At 69.8% G+C, this 15,870-nt stretch carries 13 protein-coding genes; 7 read left to right on the top strand and 6 right to left on the bottom strand.

Translation table 11 applies throughout. The annotated features are described in order from the left end of the window. Positions 1–289: 289 nt before the first annotated feature. A complete protein-coding gene (locus K8625_RS44690) occupies positions 290–2,227 on the bottom strand; it encodes a M57 family metalloprotease (protein WP_370642018.1) in 1,938 nt (645 codons plus the stop codon). 296 nt (positions 2,228–2,523) lie between these two features. Here K8625_RS44690 and K8625_RS36340 point away from each other — a divergent pair, with 296 nt between their 5' ends. The 5 genes from K8625_RS36340 to K8625_RS36320 all read left to right on the top strand — a co-directional run bounded on the left by K8625_RS36340 (position 2,524) and on the right by K8625_RS36320 (position 9,486). Further along, on the top strand, positions 2,524–2,808 hold the full coding sequence (locus K8625_RS36340) for a hypothetical protein (RefSeq protein WP_370640378.1): 285 nt from the start codon (positions 2,524–2,526) through the stop codon (positions 2,806–2,808). A gap of 31 nt (positions 2,809–2,839) precedes the next feature. Then, positions 2,840–3,184, top strand: a complete 345-nt coding sequence (locus K8625_RS36335; protein WP_223748872.1) for a hypothetical protein — start codon at positions 2,840–2,842, stop codon at positions 3,182–3,184. Between the two features lie 135 nt (positions 3,185–3,319). Then, on the top strand, positions 3,320–7,396 hold the full coding sequence (locus K8625_RS36330; RefSeq protein WP_223785263.1) for an IPT/TIG domain-containing protein: 4,077 nt from the start codon (positions 3,320–3,322) through the stop codon (positions 7,394–7,396). A gap of 30 nt (positions 7,397–7,426) precedes the next feature. Then, complete coding sequence (locus K8625_RS36325) at positions 7,427–8,113, top strand: response regulator transcription factor (RefSeq protein ID WP_223785262.1); 687 nt, start codon at positions 7,427–7,429, stop codon at positions 8,111–8,113. A gap of 2 nt (positions 8,114–8,115) precedes the next feature. Continuing rightward, positions 8,116–9,486: a cell wall metabolism sensor histidine kinase WalK gene (locus tag K8625_RS36320; RefSeq protein ID WP_223785314.1), complete on the top strand. Its 1,371-nt coding sequence runs from the start codon at positions 8,116–8,118 to the stop codon at positions 9,484–9,486. Positions 9,487–9,502: 16 nt separating this feature from the next. On the opposite strand, the gene K8625_RS36315 is transcribed toward K8625_RS36320, so the two are convergent. From K8625_RS36315 to K8625_RS36305, 3 genes are read right to left on the bottom strand one after another with little or no spacing between them, the layout of a single operon-like run. Beyond that, positions 9,503–10,150, bottom strand: a complete 648-nt coding sequence (locus K8625_RS36315; protein ID WP_223785261.1) for a polysaccharide deacetylase family protein — start codon at positions 10,148–10,150, stop codon at positions 9,503–9,505. Then, positions 10,147–10,689 (bottom strand): VOC family protein, encoded by a 543-nt coding sequence (locus K8625_RS36310; protein WP_223748868.1) that lies wholly within the window; start codon positions 10,687–10,689, stop codon positions 10,147–10,149. Before K8625_RS36310 ends, K8625_RS36315 begins: the two co-directional genes overlap by 4 nt. Positions 10,690–10,725: 36 nt before the next feature. Beyond that, a complete protein-coding gene (locus K8625_RS36305; RefSeq protein WP_223785260.1) occupies positions 10,726–11,583 on the bottom strand; it encodes a fumarylacetoacetate hydrolase family protein in 858 nt (285 codons plus the stop codon). Positions 11,584–11,733: 150 nt separating this feature from the next. On the opposite strand from K8625_RS36305, the gene K8625_RS36300 reads away from it, so the two are divergent. Both K8625_RS36300 and K8625_RS36295 read left to right on the top strand, forming a co-directional pair. Then, positions 11,734–12,486, top strand: a complete 753-nt coding sequence (locus K8625_RS36300) for a GntR family transcriptional regulator (RefSeq protein ID WP_223785259.1) — start codon at positions 11,734–11,736, stop codon at positions 12,484–12,486. 35 nt (positions 12,487–12,521) lie between these two features. Further along, complete coding sequence (locus K8625_RS36295; protein WP_223785258.1) at positions 12,522–13,358, top strand: alpha/beta fold hydrolase; 837 nt, start codon at positions 12,522–12,524, stop codon at positions 13,356–13,358. On the opposite strand, the gene fabD is transcribed toward K8625_RS36295, so the two are convergent. Beyond that, positions 13,343–14,266, bottom strand: coding sequence for an ACP S-malonyltransferase (gene fabD, locus K8625_RS36290; protein ID WP_223785257.1), 924 nt, complete (start codon positions 14,264–14,266; stop codon positions 13,343–13,345). The two genes, K8625_RS36295 and fabD, sit on opposite strands and share 16 nt — an antisense overlap. Before the next feature lies 1 nt (position 14,267). Further along, positions 14,268–15,860, bottom strand: coding sequence for a hypothetical protein (locus tag K8625_RS36285; protein ID WP_223785256.1), 1,593 nt, complete (start codon positions 15,858–15,860; stop codon positions 14,268–14,270). Positions 15,861–15,870: the final 10 nt, after the last annotated feature.

The following is a 15,870-nucleotide window of genomic DNA, read 5'->3' as shown; positions in this document are numbered from 1 at the left end:
GGCGGTCGTCCGGGTGTGACTTCAGCGGCGTAGAGCCCCAGGAGGACCTCGACGCGCGAGAATCCCTGGAGGCGCGTGGGCAGGAGCGTCAGGAGGAGCTCCTCCTTCCACGGCGAGAAGCCCTCCGGACAGGCGATGGATGTCCCGTCACCCTGCGTCGCGTGCACCCCGTCGTGGAACGACACCAGGTCCGAGATGGCCCGCCGGCGGAGGTCGAGGAGCGCCTGCTTCAGCCGCGACGCCTCGGACTCGGTGGCGAAATCCCCTCCGCGATCTCGCCGGCGTCACGTCAGTACATCAGGAACGTGTCAGCGTAGGTGCCGACGCGAGGGTGGATGGCGATGAAATCCATCTTGCCGTCACCATTGAAGTTGCCCAGCAGGAAGCGCGTGGACGACTCCGCCCAATAGTCCGCCGTGAACCCGCCGGATGACACGCGCGTGAAGGTGCCATCACCGTTGGAGAGGAAGGTATTGGCGTGGGAGCTACCGGCCGGATGGATGGCGATGAAGTCCACCTTGCCGTCACCATCGAAGTCACCTGGAAGGAACGGCGTGGCACCATCCGCCGAGTAGTCGGAGGAAAACCCGCCGGAGACCACCCGTCTGAAGGTGCCATCTCCGTTCGAGAGGAACGTGTTGGCGTGGGTGACGCCGCCCGGGTGGATGGCGATGAAGTCCACCTTTCCATCACCATTGAAGTCGCCCGGAAGGAACGGCGTGGCGCCATCCGCCCAGTAGTCGGAGGAGAAGCCACCGGAAACGACGAGCCGGAAGGTGCCGTCACCGTTCGCGAGGAAGGTGTTGGCGTAGGTACCGCCGCGTGCATGGATGGCGATGAAGTCCACCTTGCCGTCGCCGTTGAAGTCGCCCGGCAGGAAGCGCGTGGCCCCATCCGACGAGTAGTTCGAGGTGAACCCGCCGGACACCACGCGTCGGAAGGTGCCATCTGCGTTCGAGAGGAAGGTGTTGCCATACGTCACGCCGTTGGCGTGGATGGCGACGAAGTCCCCCTTGCCGTCGCCATTGAAGTCGCCCGGAAGGAAGCGCGTGGCCCCATCCGACCAGTAGTTCGAGGAGAACCCACCGGAGGCCACGCGCCGGAAGGTGCCATCTGCGTTCGAGAGGAACGTGTTGCCATACGTCACGCCATTGGCGTGGATGGCGATGAAGTCCCCCTTGCCGTCACCATTGAAGTCGCCCGGAAGGAAGCGCGTGGCCCCATCCGACCAGTAGTCCGAGGAGAACCCACCGGAGGCCACGCGCCGGAAGGTACCATCACCATTCGAGAGGAAGGTGTTTCCATACGTCACGCCATTGGCGTGGATGGCGATGAAGTCACCCTTGCCGTCGCCATTGAAGTCGCCCGGCAGGAAGTGCGTGGACGCATCCGCCCAGTAGTCCGAAGAGAATCCGCCAGCCGGCACCATCCTCGCGGCCCCAGGGCCCACCCGACGGTACCCATAGAGGTGATTCAGCGCGGCGATGTCGGAGGCCGTCCACTCGTTGCCCGCAGTCGGGCCACCACAGGAATTCATGACGGACCCGCCCACGATCGCCGTGGTTGGCGTCCCAGGGAGGTGGATGGCGCCATCGCTCCCAGCCTCCTCGTTGCCACCGGAGCCACAGCTGATGCTGCGGTTGTAATAGTCCGAGTGGCGGAAGCCAACCGTATGGCCCAGCTCGTGCATGATGACGTGCTTGTTCAGGCCCGCGCTGGCACTGTTCAGACCGACGCCGATGTTGATGACTCCGTAGGGTTGGCCACCCGAGGGAAAGCCGGCGGAGCCGCCAGCGCCCGAAGTGGTCTGCGCCGTGATGTTCGCGGTGCAGCCAGTGCTCGGCCCACGCGCGAAGGTGATGCGCAGACCCCGCGCATTGAAGCTGATGAGGGCCTGGTCCAACCCCTGGCTCAGTCTGGGATAACTGTTGAAGGTGGCGGTTGGGTTGACGCAGATCTTCGTCACGCCCATACCAACGAGGTTGCTCGTGCGGTACTGCTCCTCGCTCCCTTCGGAAGGCCGGAGCATCTCGCGCGACGCCTCCAGCGTGACGTGGGCATCACCTCCCACATACACGGCACCGTCAACGATTCGGATGTCGTTGGTCGGAAAGCCAGCTTCGATGAGGTTGGAGAAGATCTCCTGGTGCTCCGCCCTCGGTTCCGTGCCGCAACCGACCAACAATGCGCCACAGGTCACAGCGAGAGCTGCTGTCTTCTTGAACATGATCGTCCCTTGATTGCTCGACGACGGAGATGCGCTGCCTACCCGGGACACGCCAGGCTCGACCGCATCCCTAGCAATGAGCTCTCTTTGCCATAAACCAGAAAACGCATCCAAGACAGCAAAACCTTCATCAGACATCAACAATACGCCCAGGCGGGAATATGCCGTTCATCTTCCCTGCCTTCAGGAAGGGATGGGTAGCAAGCACCCCACGGGTATTTGCTCGACGTCAGGCCTGCCCAATACATTCCAGAGGCCGGCCATCTCGCCGGCACACACACCAAGGACAATCACCCGTGAAGATGAAGTCACTCATCATCGGTCTGGCGTTTGGAGGGATGTTGGCGGCGTGCGGCGGCGCGCCGGAGGAGCTGACGGACGCCGAGGGCACGCTCGGTGAGACGGAGCAGGGCATCTGTGAGGGGTACGCCAATGGGGCGCGGCACTGCACGTTCAAGTGCACGGCCAACGACTGGCGTCACTGGTACGGCTACAACGACGTCGCGTGGGGTCAGTGTGAGGACGTGGCGCGGCGCGACTGCGGCCGCGAGCCGTACAGCGTCTGCTGGAGCATCCCCTGAGCCTGCTTCCCTCACCCCCGGAATCCCTCCCATGAAGAAGCCGACGAATCCCCTGTTGCTGGCGCTGACCTCCGCGATGTTCCTCGCCGCGTGCGGCGCCCCTCCGGAGGAGGCGACCGAAGCCTCCTCGCTGCCGGACCCGGCCTCCGTCGTGATGACGAAGGACCGCGTCCCGGGCGAGGTGAGCGCGTCCTGGACCGCCAACTGTGCCGGCTGGGCGCAAGGCGGCCGCACCTGTTCGTGGCGCTGCCGCAGCACCAGCGAGTGGATGTGGGCCACGCAGACCGTCGCGTACGGCGACTGCAACGCCTACGCGAACAACTTCTGCGGACGTGATGCCTACGCCGTCTGCTGGAGCAGCAACCCGCACCCGTAGTCCCCCGCGGCCGGAGGACCGAAGGCCCCGGGCTCGCTCGCGCGTCCGGGGCCGCTCCACACTTCCTCCACATCCTCCCCGCATCCTGCCCCCACTCGGATTGGCGCTTGGGGCGCCATGCAGGGGGAGATGGTCATGAAGGATGTCAATCAGGGGTGGAACACCGCGGTCAACGTCGATGCCTCGCTGCTGACGACGATGGCGGCCAATTTCGCCGCGGGCGCGCAGGACCCGACGGTCACCTTGCAGCAGGGCTCGGTGACGGTGGGGCTCCAGCAGCTGTCCGTCGCGCTCGACAGCCAGACGGACTCGGTCGTCTTCAGCGTCCCCTGCACGGGCACCGTGGCCCGGCAGGCCGTCGACGGGACGCTGAGCGTCGGCGTCCGGCTGGCGAGCCTCGCCATGGGGTGCGTCTATCCGACGTCCTACCTCGCCACGAACGGCCTGGCGGGTTGTGACGCCAGGGCCAAGGCCCCCTGGACGCTCGACAGCAACGCGCTGACCGTGGAGGTGTGGGTGCGAACCCAGGCGACGCAGGCGCAGACGCTGGTGTCCGTGCCCGACGCGGGCCTCTCGGTGGGAATCAATGGCGGCAGGCCCGTGGTGACCTGGGGAGGCCAGACCTGCGTCGCCCCCGGCTCCGCCGCGACGCTGGATGATGGCCACTGGCACTTCGTGGCCGTGTCCCTCGCCGCCCAGGTCATCACCTTCTACGTGGACGGACAGTCCAAGGGCACCGCGACGCTGTCCTCGCAGCCGCGGACGAACGGGCAGAGCCTGTGCATCGGCCAGGGCCTGGACGGCGAGGTGGCCTCCGTGCGGCTCTGGACGCTCGCGCGCACCGCCGCGCAGCTCCAGCAAGCGATGAACGCCACCCTCCCCCTCCCCCAGCCAGGCCTCGTGGGCGTGTGGACCTTCGACGACGGCCAGGCCGTCAACCAGGTCGACCAGGGCGTGGCCACCCTGCAGGGCGGCGCCACGTGCGTGACGACGGCGGACTCGGGGGACGAGGACGACGCCAAGGCCTGGAACACCCTCTGGTTCCTCGACCCGGAGCACACCTTCACCGTCACCATGAGCCCGAAGTCCGGCGTCTCCGCCCTCATCGAGACGGCGGTGCTCGGTCAGCTCCAGGCGGCCATCACCCAGGGCAAGGCGACCGGCGCGGTGAAGCCCCCGCCGCGCGCGCCCACGACGATGACCTTCTCCCTGACGGCGGGCGACGCCCCGGACCTCATCGCCCTGATGATGAGCGACCACGCGCTCCCGCCGGGCTGGCCCGCGCCGACGCCCTTCCCCTCCACGCCCACCTTCACCACGTCCCCGACGCAGAACCTCGCCATCCTGGTCGATGACACATTCCTGCTCCAGGAGATGATTCCCGCGCTGGCCAAGGCCATGAAGGTGCCGGAGTCGGACTTCCAGGTGAAGGGGAGCCCTCCGGTGCTCTCGCTCACCCAGCCCGTCACCCTCCACGCGAAGGGGCAGAGCATCCACCTGAAGGCCTTCACCCTCGGCTTCACGGACAAGGGCCTGGCCCTGGTGATGAAGGCCACCGCCTTCCACATGGCCATCCAGCTCACGGGCACCGTCACCCTGACGGTGCGGCAGAAGGATGGCGTGGGGAAGCTCTACTACGACATCCTGGACCCCGAGGTGAGCTACGCCCCGGACTCGAGCGACCCCACGGTCCAGAAGTTCGAGATGCTCCTGGCCCTGCCGCTCGTCGGCGTCGTCGCGGCCCTCATCGTCGCCGTGTACATGGGCATCGTCATGTATGTGATGTCCAAGCTCCAGGACGCGCTCGACGACGCGGATGGCTTCGTCGACACGGGCTCGAAGGGGCAATCGCTGTCACTCCAGCGGGTCGCGTTCGACAACGGCGTGTATCTCTATGGACAGCTCACGCCCGCGAACAAGGGCGCCTCGCGCGGCGCCACGCCGAAGGCCGCGTCCGCCCCCGTCCTCACCGGGTTCAGCCCCGACGAGGGCGCCTCGGGCACCCAGGTGACGCTCACCGGCACGGGGCTCTCCAACACGCTCGAGGTGAGCTTCAACGGGACGCCCGCCGATTACTTCCGCTGCTGGAGCGACCGCCAGGTGGTGGCCCGCGTCGCGGACGGAACCACCACGGGCCCCATCCAGCTCACGACGGCCCAGGGCACCGCCGTGAGCGCCGCGCCCTTCACGGTGGCCGCGCCCCCGACGCTCAGCTCCGTGGGCCCCCCGAGCGGCCAGCAGGGCGACGCCGTGAAGCTCTACGGCACGGGCCTGCTGTCCACCAAGAGCGTGTACTTCCACGAGGACATCCTCGCGTCCTTCACGCTCGTGTCGGATGACCAGCTCATCATCACCGTGCCCCCGGGCGCCGTCAGCGGCCCCATCACCGTGTCGACGCCTGGCGGCACGGCGACGCAGGACGGCTTCGTCGTCAAGGGAAGCCAGGTGCCCGCCCTCACCGCCTTCACGCCCACCGCCGGCACCCCGGGCACCGAGGTCACCGTGACGGGCGCGGGCTTCACCGGCACCACGGACGTGACGTTCAACGGCGCGCCCGCGGCGTCCTTCACCGTCCTGGATGACCACCACCTCGTCGCGGTCCTGGGGAGCCGGACCACCTCCGGCCCCCTGCGCGTCACCAACAGCCGGGGCACGGGGGTCTCCTCCAGCGCGTTCAACGTCCTGTCCGCGCCGAGCGTCGACAGCTTCTCGCCAACCAAGGGCACGCCCGGCACCCCCATCACCCTGCACGGCTCCGGCTTCGCGGGGGCCACGGCGGTGCACATCGGCACGCCCGGGGTGCAGGTGCCCATCGTCTCGCTCGGCGACACGAGCATCACCGTCACCTCGCCCTCCGGAACGGGCAGCGGCCCCGTGTCCGTGGAGACGCCGGCGGGCATCGGCGCCTCGAAGGACGACTTCCAGGTGCTCAGCGTCGCGCCCCCCGTCCTCACCACGTTCTCTCCGCTCACCGGCGGCCGGGGCACGGCCGTCACCATCACCGGCTCCGGCTTCACCGGCACGACGGGCGTGGCCTTCGGAGGCGTCGCCGCCCCCCTCTTCGAGGTGCTGAGCGACACCGAGCTCACCGCGTACGTGCCCAACAAGGCGGTGAGCGGCCCCCTGCACGTCACCAACACGAAGGCGGATGGCTACTCGCCGATGGCCTTCACCTTCGTGGCGCCGCCCACCCTCAGCCAGTTCGCCCCACCGTCGGGCCCGGTGGGCACGCAGGTGGTCCTGACGGGGACGAACCTGGGGAGCGCCACCGAGGTGCGCTTCGGCAGCGCCTCCTCGGCGCAGGCGGCCTTCACGGTGCAGGGCAACACGAAGCTCACGGCCACCGTGCCGTCCGGCGCGCTCACGGGCGACGTGTTCGTGACGACGCCCGGTGGCAAGGCAGCCACGAAGAGCACGTTCAGCGTGAGCACGAACGTGAAGCCCGTCGTCACCGGCTTCACACCGGACACGGGCGGCCCGGGGACGAAGGTGACCGTCACCGGCAGGGGCTTCACGGCGACGAGCGGCGTCTGCATCGGCGACACCCCGGCGCGCACCTTCGAGGTGAACAGCGACACGGAGCTGGTGGCCGTCATCGACGCGGACACGACGACGGGCCCCATCAGCGTCACCAACGCCGCGGGCACGGGGAGTTCCTCCCAGTCCTTCACCGTCCCCAAGGTCGTGTGGGTGGACGGCTTCACGCCGCCGAATGGAGAGGTCGGAGCGCAGGTGCGCATCCAGGGAGGCGGCTTCACGGACGTGCAGCGGGTCAGCTTCGGGGACTCGGCCATGCCCGCGTCCTTCACCGTGCAGGGTGACACCGCGCTGACGGCCACGGTGCCCTCCGGCGCGGTGCAGGGGCCCATCCAGGTCGTCACCTCGCGGGGCGCGGCGCACTCGGTGCAGAGCTTCCAGGTGGACGCCTCCGCGGTCGCCACCCTCACCCGCGCGACGCCGGGCTCCGGTCCCATGGGCACGCAGGTGACGGTGGAGGGCGCCCACTTCACCGGGACGACGGGGGTGCGGCTGGATGGCGCCGCCGTCGAGCGCTACCAGGTGGTGAGCGACACCCAGCTCACCTTCCTGGTGCCCTCCGGCGGCACGTCGGGGGCCATCGTCGTGGAGAACAGCCGGGGCGCGTCCCAGGGCAGCGTCACCTTCCAGGTGACGAAGGCGGAGGGCTCCATGCCCAAGGCCCTGGCCGGCTAGGCTCGTGCTTCGGGCACGGAGGTCGTCCCCATGGATTCGCAAGGCCCCATCCTGGTCGTGGAGGACGACCCTCCCATCGCCGCGGGCATCGTCCGCGGGCTCAAGCTCGCGGGCTTCCAGGTGACACTCGCCACCGACGGCTACCTGGCGCTGGAGGCCGCGCTGAAGGAGCCTCCCGCGCTGGTGGTGCTGGACCTGAACCTGCCGGGCCCCGACGGCTTCGCGCTGCTCGAGGCCTGGCACCACCGGCTCCATGTCCCCATCATCGTCCTGTCCGCGAGGCAGGAGCTGGAGGCGCGGCTGCGCTCGTTCGGACTGGGCGCCGCGGACTACCTGGCCAAGCCCTTCTGGATGGAGGAGCTGCTCGCGCGCATCCGCGCCCGGCTGCGGCTGCCGGACACGAACGCGCGCCGGGTGCTGACGTGGGCGGACGTGCGCGTCGACCTGGATGCGCGCTCCGTCAGTCGGGAGGACCAGGGGCTGGTGCCGTTGACGCGCCACGAGCTGGACGTGCTCTTGTACCTGGTCGAGCGCCCCGGCCGCGCGCTCACCCGTGAGCAGATCGCCGACCAGGCCCTGCCCCTCAACGAGGAGCGGGACGCGCGGACGGTGGACTCCCACGTGGCGCGCATCCGCAAGAAGCTGGGCCCCGCCGGCGCGCGGCTGCGCACCGCCTGGGGCATCGGCTACCGCTTCGACCTGGAGGACGCGCCTTGAAGATGTGGCAGGGGCTGGCCTGGAGGACCGCCATCGCGTCGCTGCTGTTGGGCCTGCTCGCCACGCTGTCGGCGGCGTACGTCACGTTCAACAAGACGGCGGAGCTGGCGGCCCAGGGCAGCGCTCGCCTCTTCTCCGAGGCCATGATGCAGGCCCATGGCGAGGCCTGTCGCGCCGCGACCCAGGGATGGAGCCACACCTTTCCCCAGGGGCTCCAGGTGCGCGCGTTCGACGCGGACAGGCTCCTCGAGCGTGGGGGACCGGACCCGGCGCTCGTGGAGCGGCTCGCCGCGGGCGAGTCCCAGCCGATGTCGCTCCACTACCCGCGCCTCGAGGGAGGTGTGTGGGCCGGGAGCATCCTGATTCGCGCCGCGGCGTCGGGGCCCTGCAGCGTGCTGGAGTACCGGTGGCCCGTGGTGGCCAGCCGGATGAGCGGCGCGCTCTGGTTCATGCTCGCCGCCATCACCTTCACCGCGCTGCTGGCCGCGGCCTCCACGTTCGCCGTCATCTCCCCGCTGCTCAAGCGCGTCCGGCGGCTCCACGCGGCGGCCAGCGGCCTGGGCGGCAAGGCCTACGCCTCCACGAACGACGCCGCGCGCGACGAGCTGGGAGACTTGTCACGCGTCCTGGACGTGGCCCAGGCGCGGGTCCAATCGGATGCGGCGCGCATCCTGGGACAGCAGCAGGCCTTGGAGCGCTTCCTGTCGAACGTGGCGCATGACCTGAAGACGCCCATCGCGTCGCTGCAGCTCGCCCTGGAGCTGGCGTCGAGCGCACCCGCGGAGGAGCTGCCCGAGCTGCTGGTGCGCGGCCTCGAGGACACCGTCTATCTCACCGCCCTGGTCGACAACCTGCGGCTGGCCTGCCAGCTGGGCGAGGGCGTGGATCCACTGGACGGCGAGCCTCGCGCGGCGCTGGGGATGCTGGTGGAGCGCGTGGCGCGCCGACTGTCGCTGCTGGCCCGCCGCAAGCAGCTCACGCTGGAGGTCGCCCGCCCGGACCACGAGCTGTGGGCGCGCTGCCATCCGACGATGCTGGAGCAGGCGGTGAGCAACCTGGTCCACAACGCCATCGCCCACGGCACGCCGGGCGGCCACGTGGTGGCCGTGCTCGAGGAGCCGGCCCCGGAGCGCTTCCGCCTCACCGTGTTGGATGACGGCCCGGGCGTGCCCCCCGAGGACCTGGGGCGGCTCGGCGAGCGGTTGTTCCGGGCGAGCGGTGCCCGGGAGCGGGACCCACGCGGCAGCGGGCTGGGGGTCGCCATTGCCCGCGAGCTGTGTCAGCGCGCCCACCTCACCCTGGACTTCAGCCGGAACGAGCCGTGTGGACTGAAGGTCGTGCTCGAAGGTGCCCGCGTCCCGGCGCCCTCGTGACGCCACGCGCGACGGCTCAGCCGCCCGCGACGAGCCCCGTGAGGTCCCGCACGATTCGTCCGTCGACGATGGGCAGACACTCCGGGGGACACTCCTGGGTGAACCGCACGCCTCGCTCCCGGGCCCGGTGGAGGAACCCGTCGAGCCCGTCCAGACAGGCCTCCGGGATGTCGTGCAACACCATCAGCGTGTGAGGTCTCGCGGCGCAGTCCTCGAGCGCCTTCTCGGGCCAGCCCTTCGCATCCAACCAGTCCCCGGGCACGCTGTTCCAGAGCGCGCACGTGTACTGGTGACGGACCAGGTGCTCGACGGCGCGAGGGCTCAGCAGGTGCGGCCCCAGCTTGCCGCCGCCGCCGAACGGACGGAACCACTTCGCCGTGGAGACCAGGGGCGAGAGCAGCGCGTCCGTGGCGGCGATCTCCGCCTCCACCGCGTCAGAACGGGTGTCCTCGCCGAGCGACGTGGCGTGCGAGAAGGAGTGGTTGCCCACCCGGTGGCCCTCGTCCCGCGCGCGGACCACGAGCCGGCGTCCCTCGTCCGTCCCCAGGTGCTTGCCCAGCACGAAGAACCACGCGGGGATGGCGTGCGACGCCAGCAGGTCGAGCACCCGGGGCGTCACCACGGGGTCGGGCCCGTTGTCGAACGACAGCGTGAGCAGGCTCACCGGAACACGTTGTTGGACGTGCGGTCCCCGGACAGCCAGCGCTTCAGCTCCTGGTGGGCCTTCGCGCGGCGCGCCTGGAGCAGGTCCTGGGTGATGGCCTGGGGGCTGTCGTGGGTGAACTCGACGATCATCCCGTTGGGGTCCTTCACGTACAGCGAGCGGCAATAGCCATGCTCGAGCACATACGTGTCCGGCTCCTTGTAGCCCGCGGCGCGCAGGCGCTGCTCGATGCCCTGCTGCGTCTCCACGTCGACGTTCAGCGCGATGTGGTGGAACGGCGAGGACGGAATCTCCGGCCCGAAGAGCTGCTGGTCCTCGGGCTTCTCGAACTGGAAGAACGCGAGCGCGCTGCCGTCCGCGAGCTCGAAGAAGGTGTGACAGTAGGTGCGCATGGCGCCGAACAGCTCGTCCGACTCGCACCAGGTCGCCACGAGTGGAAGTCCAATCAGGTCCTCGTAGAACCTCCGCGTCGCCTCCAGGTCCTTGGTCACATAGGCCGTGTGGTGAAGACGGCTCGGCAGCTTCGCTTGCGTGGACATGGGTCCTCCCAGGGGTTGGTCCTCAACGACTCGAGCTCACGGCGCGCGGACGACGGGGTTCTTGAGCACGCCCACGCCTTCGACGATGACCTCACACACGTCACCCTCGCGCAGGAAGCGAGGAGGGTTGCGCGCGGCGCCCACCCCGCTCGGCGTGCCCATGGCGATGACGTCGCCAGGCTGGAGCGTCATGGCCACGGAGAGGTCCGCGAGGACGGTGGCGACGTCGAAGATCATGTCCGACGTGCTCGCGTCCTGGAGGACCTCGCCGTTGACGCGCATCTGGATGCGCAGGCCCCGCGCGCCCGCGGGCAGCTCGTCGGGGGTGACGAGCTCGGGCCCCAGCGGGCCGGTGGCGTCGAAGTTCTTGCCCACGGTCCACTGGTGGGTGCGCTTCTGGTAGTCGCGAATCGAGCCGTCGTTGAAGAGCGTGTAGCCCGCGACCCACTCGAGCGCGCGCTCCTTGGGGATGTGCCGCCCCGGGCGCCCCACCACCACCGCCAGCTCCGCCTCGTAGTCGAGCTGGCTCGAACAGGTGGGCACCACCATCGGCTCGCCGTGGCCCAGCAGGCCCGAGGCCACGCGGGAGAAGACCACCGGGTGCTTCGGGGCCTCGTACGTGGCCTCCGCCGCGTGGGCGACGTAGTTGAGCCCCAGGCACAGGAACTTGCTCGGCTCCGGGACGAGCGGCCGATAGGTGAACTCCTCGTCGGGGAGCACCGGCGCTCTCGCGACGTGCCGGGCCAGGTCCGCCAGCACGTCCGGCCCCCGCTCGAGCAGCCCTCGCAGCGAGGTGCCGACCCCCGCGTCGAGCGCCGTCGCGTTGAGCATTCCCCGGGGCGTGCGCACACCCAGCGCGGGCTCCCCCTTCACCAGAATCGATGCAATCCGCATGGTCGCCGGTCTCCCTCGTGCGAGCGCAAGGCTAGCCAGATGGGAGGCCTCGCTCAACCGATTGTCGACAAAATGCGTTTTGCATCCAGCTTGACACCTTGTGTCAAATCCGCGGCGTGACGTATAGGTCGCCTGTCCGTGAGGAAATCGATGGCCGCCCCGTCCCGCATCCGGGTTCCCGTGTCGGAACCCACGCTCGCATCGACCGTGGTGGACCGGTTGCGAGCGGACATCCTGCAAGGTGGCCTCGCGCCGGGAGAGAAGCTGAGGCTGGAGCACCTGGCGCCGCGCTATGGCGTGGGGCGCACGCCGCTGCGCGAGGCGTGTTGCCGACTGGCCTCGGAGGGGCTGGTCACCATCGAGGACCAGCGTGGCTTCCGGGTGGCGCCCATCTCGCGGGCGGACCTGTTGGACCTGACGCGGACGCGGCAGCAGATCGAGACGCTCGCGCTGCGGGGCGCCATCGCCCAGGGGGACATCACCTGGGAGGGAGAGGTGACAGCGGCGCTCCATCGGCTGCAGCGCCGCGCTCCGGCGTCTGGCAGCGGCGTGCTGGATGACACCTGGGAGCTCGAGCATGCGCGCTTCCACGCGACGCTGCTGAGCGCCTGCCAGTCGCCCTGGCTGCTGAAGTTCCACGCGATGCTGTTCGACCAGACGGAGCGCTACCGGCGCCTCTCCCTGGCCCATGGCAAGGCGGGACGGAACGTGGAGGACGAGCACGCCGCCCTGGTGAAGGCCACGCTGGACCGGGACGCGGAGCGGGCGTGCGCGCTCTTGACGGAGCACATCGCCAAGACGACCGAGCGGGTGCTCGCGAGCCACCCCGGGCTGCGCGCGGTGTCCGTTCCGGCCCAGAAGACTTTGCCGACAAAAACCCGGCGGCCTCGCGCGAGGGATTGACGCCAGGCGCGGCCGCGCGTACTGGCCGGAGGCACATGGTACGCACGCGCTTCGTCGAGGGTTCAGGAGGGGTTCGGCTCGCGGTGGATGAGTCGGGCCCGGCATCGGGTGCGCCGAGCATCCTCTTCGTGCACGGGCTCGCCCAGGGCCGTGGGAGCTGGGACGAGGTGCTGCGGGGGCGGCTGGCGGAGCGTCATCGCCTGGTCGCCATCGACCTGCGAGGGCACGGGGACTCCGACAAGCCCGAGGGCGATGGCCCCTATGTGGACGGGGTCCACTTCGCTGGGGATCTCGAAGCGGTCATCCAGCAGCTCGGGTTGGTACGGCCCGTGGTCGTGGCCTGGTCCTACGGCGGTGTCGTCGTCGGCGACTACCTGCGGCGTCACGGCGACGAGGCGCTGGGCGGTCTGTTTTTCGTGGCGGCGTCGCTCAAGACGGGCAAGCCGGCGCGCGCGCTGTTCGGGCCGGGGATGATGGCCAACGCGCGGGGACTGATGTCGGAGGACGGCGCGACCTATGAAAGCTCCGCGAGGGCCTTCGTCGAGGCGTGCGCGGCGGGCAAGCTCGACGCGGCTCGGGTCGACGCGAGCGTGCGAGCCATGCAGCGCGTGCCGGTGAATGTCCGACGCGCGCTGCTGTCCCGGGCGGAGGACTACTCCGTGGAGCTCGAGCGCTGCCGTCGACCGGTGGCCACGCTCCACGGAGAGCTGGACCAGGTGGTGCTCCCCGCCATGAGCCGCGAGGTGGTGCTGGCGTGCTCCCGCTCGGAACAGGGGACCTGGCTGCCCGGGGTGGGCCATGTGCCCTTCCTGGAGGCCACACCCCGGTTCGAGGACGCGCTGGCGTCCTTCGTGGCTCAGGCGTCGAGCTGAGCCAGGACGTTCGGCTCCAGGAACGTCAGCGTCTGGAGCGTCGGCGCCGTCCTCCGGGCGAGGGACGAGACGACCTTGCTGTCCCCCACCTCCAGCACGCGTGTCACGCCCTGCTCGACGAGCGCCTGCATGCACTGCGTCCACAGCACCGGCCCCGTGATTTGGGTCAGCAGCGAGCGCCGGATGCAGACCAGCGTCTTCACCGGCTTCGCGGTCGTGTTGAGCAGCACGGGACATCGAGGCATCCGGAGTTGCAGGCCCGCCACCACGGACTTCCACGCCTCCTCCACCTGCCCCATCAGCGGCGAGTGGAACGCATGGCTCACGTCCAACAACACGCACTCCGTCGCCCCCGCCGACAGGGCCACGTCCTTGAACCGCTCCAGGACACTCCGGTCCCCGGACAACACGAACTGCCTCGGGCTGTTGTGGATGGCCATCACCACCACGCCCTCTCTCGCCGCGTCGTGACACAGCTCCGCCAGCCTCACCCCGTCCAGCCCCATCACGGCCAGCATCCCGCCCGGCGTCGTCACGCTCGCCATCAACTGCCCACGCTTGCGCACCGCGCGAACGGCCGCGGTCAACGGCAGGCACCCCGCCGCCACCAGCGCGGAGAACTCCCCCACGCTGTGCCCCACCACCACCGAGGGCCTCAGCCCCCGCTCCTCCAGCTCCGCCAGGCACGCCACGCTCACCGTCACGATGGCGGGCTGCGCGTTCTCGGTCGCTGTCAGCCGCTCGAACGGCCCCTCCAGGCACAGCCGCTTCAGGTCCTCGCCGATGGCGTCCGAGGCCTCCTCGAACACCCGCCGGGCCGCGACGGAGCGCTCCAGCATCTTCCGCCCCATCCCCACCTTCTGGGAGCCCTGCCCCGGGAACAGCCACGCCCACGCCGTGTCGCTCATGTCAGCCCACCGCCGCCGTGACACCAGGGCCCACCGCCATCCGCTCCACCTCCGCCACCCAGCGCTCGGCGAACTCACGTGCCGTCTCGTCGCGGACCGTCGGTGAGAGGTACTCGAGCACGCCGTGCACCTCGCCCCCCGAGTGGATGATGACGACGCCGAAGCAGGGTCGACCCGTCAGGGAGCCACGCACCAGCACCCGCTCCGTCTCGACACCTTCGGGCAGGGCCAGCTCCTCGGGCTGCCGGATGGTACTCACGAGCAGCGAGTAGTTGAACGCGGAGGGGTCCGCGTCGTTGCTCCGAAGCCCCGCCCGGAACATCCCCGGGGGCATCAGCGTCAGCAGCCCCATGTTCACCATGAAGCTCACGGCCTCGTCCGGCTCCCTCAGCTTCCGGATGGACTCCGAGAGCGTCTTCTCCAGCGCGGGTGAGCGCAGGTCCTCGGGGCTCGCCACCACCTGCAACATCCCCAGGTAATTCCCCAAACCAGACGGCACCCCCAACGCGCTCCGCAGGTTCGTGGGAACGAAGGTCCTGAAGCGCAGCTCCGCCTGGCCCCGCTCGCGGCGCAGCGCGCTGGCGGCCCGGAAGACCGCGCCCACCAGCAGGTCATTGCGGCTCACGCCCTCCGCCGTGGAGACCGCCTTGAGTCGCCGCCACGTGTCCGCCGGAATCCGCAGCAGGTGGTGCCGCGTGTGCGTGGGCCGCGCGGCCGCGTCATCGGCGAGCACCGCGGAGGCCCCCTTGTCCGTGTCCCCCATGGAGAAGTGACGGCGCACCAGCCTCCACATCCCCGCGAAGCCCCGAGGCCGCAACAGCTCCCGCAGCCGCTGTCCCCCATGCACGGGAAGCCGCGGCGACAGGGGCCGCCCCGCGCGCAGCTCGTTGTATCGACGCACGAGCAGGTCCAGCATCAGCAACCCACCCTCGCCGTCGACCGCGCAGTGGTGCACCGTGAGGCACAGCCGGTAACCCCCTTCGGGCCGTGGCGCATGAATCACCCGCCACGGCGGCAGCCTCCTCAAGTCCATGGGCGCATCCAGCAGGCGTGAGTCCTCCGCCTCCACCGGCGCGTCGGACCAGCACAGCAGCCGCGAAGGCTCCACCCAGGGACGACGGGCGACGAACCTCGCCACGCCCAGCGTCGCCTCACGCACGAACGAGCGCGCCAACGGGAGCTCGCTCAACACCGCCGCGACCGCGCGCTCCAGCGACTCGCGCTCCAGCGGCGTGGCCGTGTCCACGAAGTGGTGCGAGTTCATCCGCGAGCCAGGGCCATCCTGCAGGTAGAAGTACCGGTCCAGGCCGTTGAGCCTCAGCGCCCCCGACTCGGGCGCGAGCGGAATCACCAGCAGCATCAAGGCGGCGGCCACCAGCGGAGGCCACGCGGGCATCACCAGCCACAACAACGCCGAGGCGACCGCCAGCTCCACGAGCAGCCCCCGCCGAGGCACGCGCAACAAGCTCAGCGCGCCCACCGCGAAGCCGAGCCAGGCCCACCCACCGAGCCACGCGGAGAGCCCACACAACAACAGCCCCGCCGCGCGGGTACCCACGACGAACGGCGTCTGAAAGAACGAAGAGGAGGACATGGGGCGAGTC

Source organism: Myxococcus sp. AS-1-15, assembly GCF_020037055.1.
Classification (GTDB): Bacteria; Myxococcota; Myxococcia; order Myxococcales; family Myxococcaceae; genus Myxococcus; species Myxococcus fulvus.
Note: the sequence above shows the minus strand (reverse complement) of the source record. Positions and strands in the feature narration are given on the sequence as shown.

Excerpts from the sequence above, each read along its gene's own strand:
- K8625_RS36320 (WP_223785314.1), top strand. The coding sequence starts at position 8,116 with ATGTGGCAGGGGCTGGCCTGGAGGACCGCCATCGCGTCGCTGCTGTTG.
- K8625_RS44690 (WP_370642018.1), bottom strand. The coding sequence starts at position 2,227 with ATGTTCAAGAAGACAGCAGCTCTCGCTGTGACCTGTGGCGCATTGTTG.
- K8625_RS36310 (WP_223748868.1), bottom strand. The coding sequence starts at position 10,689 with ATGTCCACGCAAGCGAAGCTGCCGAGCCGTCTTCACCACACGGCCTAT.
- K8625_RS36295 (WP_223785258.1), top strand. The coding sequence starts at position 12,522 with ATGGTACGCACGCGCTTCGTCGAGGGTTCAGGAGGGGTTCGGCTCGCG.
- fabD (WP_223785257.1), bottom strand. The coding sequence starts at position 14,266 with ATGAGCGACACGGCGTGGGCGTGGCTGTTCCCGGGGCAGGGCTCCCAG.
- K8625_RS36305 (WP_223785260.1), bottom strand. The coding sequence starts at position 11,583 with ATGCGGATTGCATCGATTCTGGTGAAGGGGGAGCCCGCGCTGGGTGTG.
- K8625_RS36330 (WP_223785263.1), top strand. The coding sequence starts at position 3,320 with ATGAAGGATGTCAATCAGGGGTGGAACACCGCGGTCAACGTCGATGCC.
- K8625_RS36285 (WP_223785256.1), bottom strand. The coding sequence starts at position 15,860 with ATGTCCTCCTCTTCGTTCTTTCAGACGCCGTTCGTCGTGGGTACCCGC.
- K8625_RS36300 (WP_223785259.1), top strand. The coding sequence starts at position 11,734 with ATGGCCGCCCCGTCCCGCATCCGGGTTCCCGTGTCGGAACCCACGCTC.
- K8625_RS36325 (WP_223785262.1), top strand. The coding sequence starts at position 7,427 with ATGGATTCGCAAGGCCCCATCCTGGTCGTGGAGGACGACCCTCCCATC.
- K8625_RS36335 (WP_223748872.1), top strand. The coding sequence starts at position 2,840 with ATGAAGAAGCCGACGAATCCCCTGTTGCTGGCGCTGACCTCCGCGATG.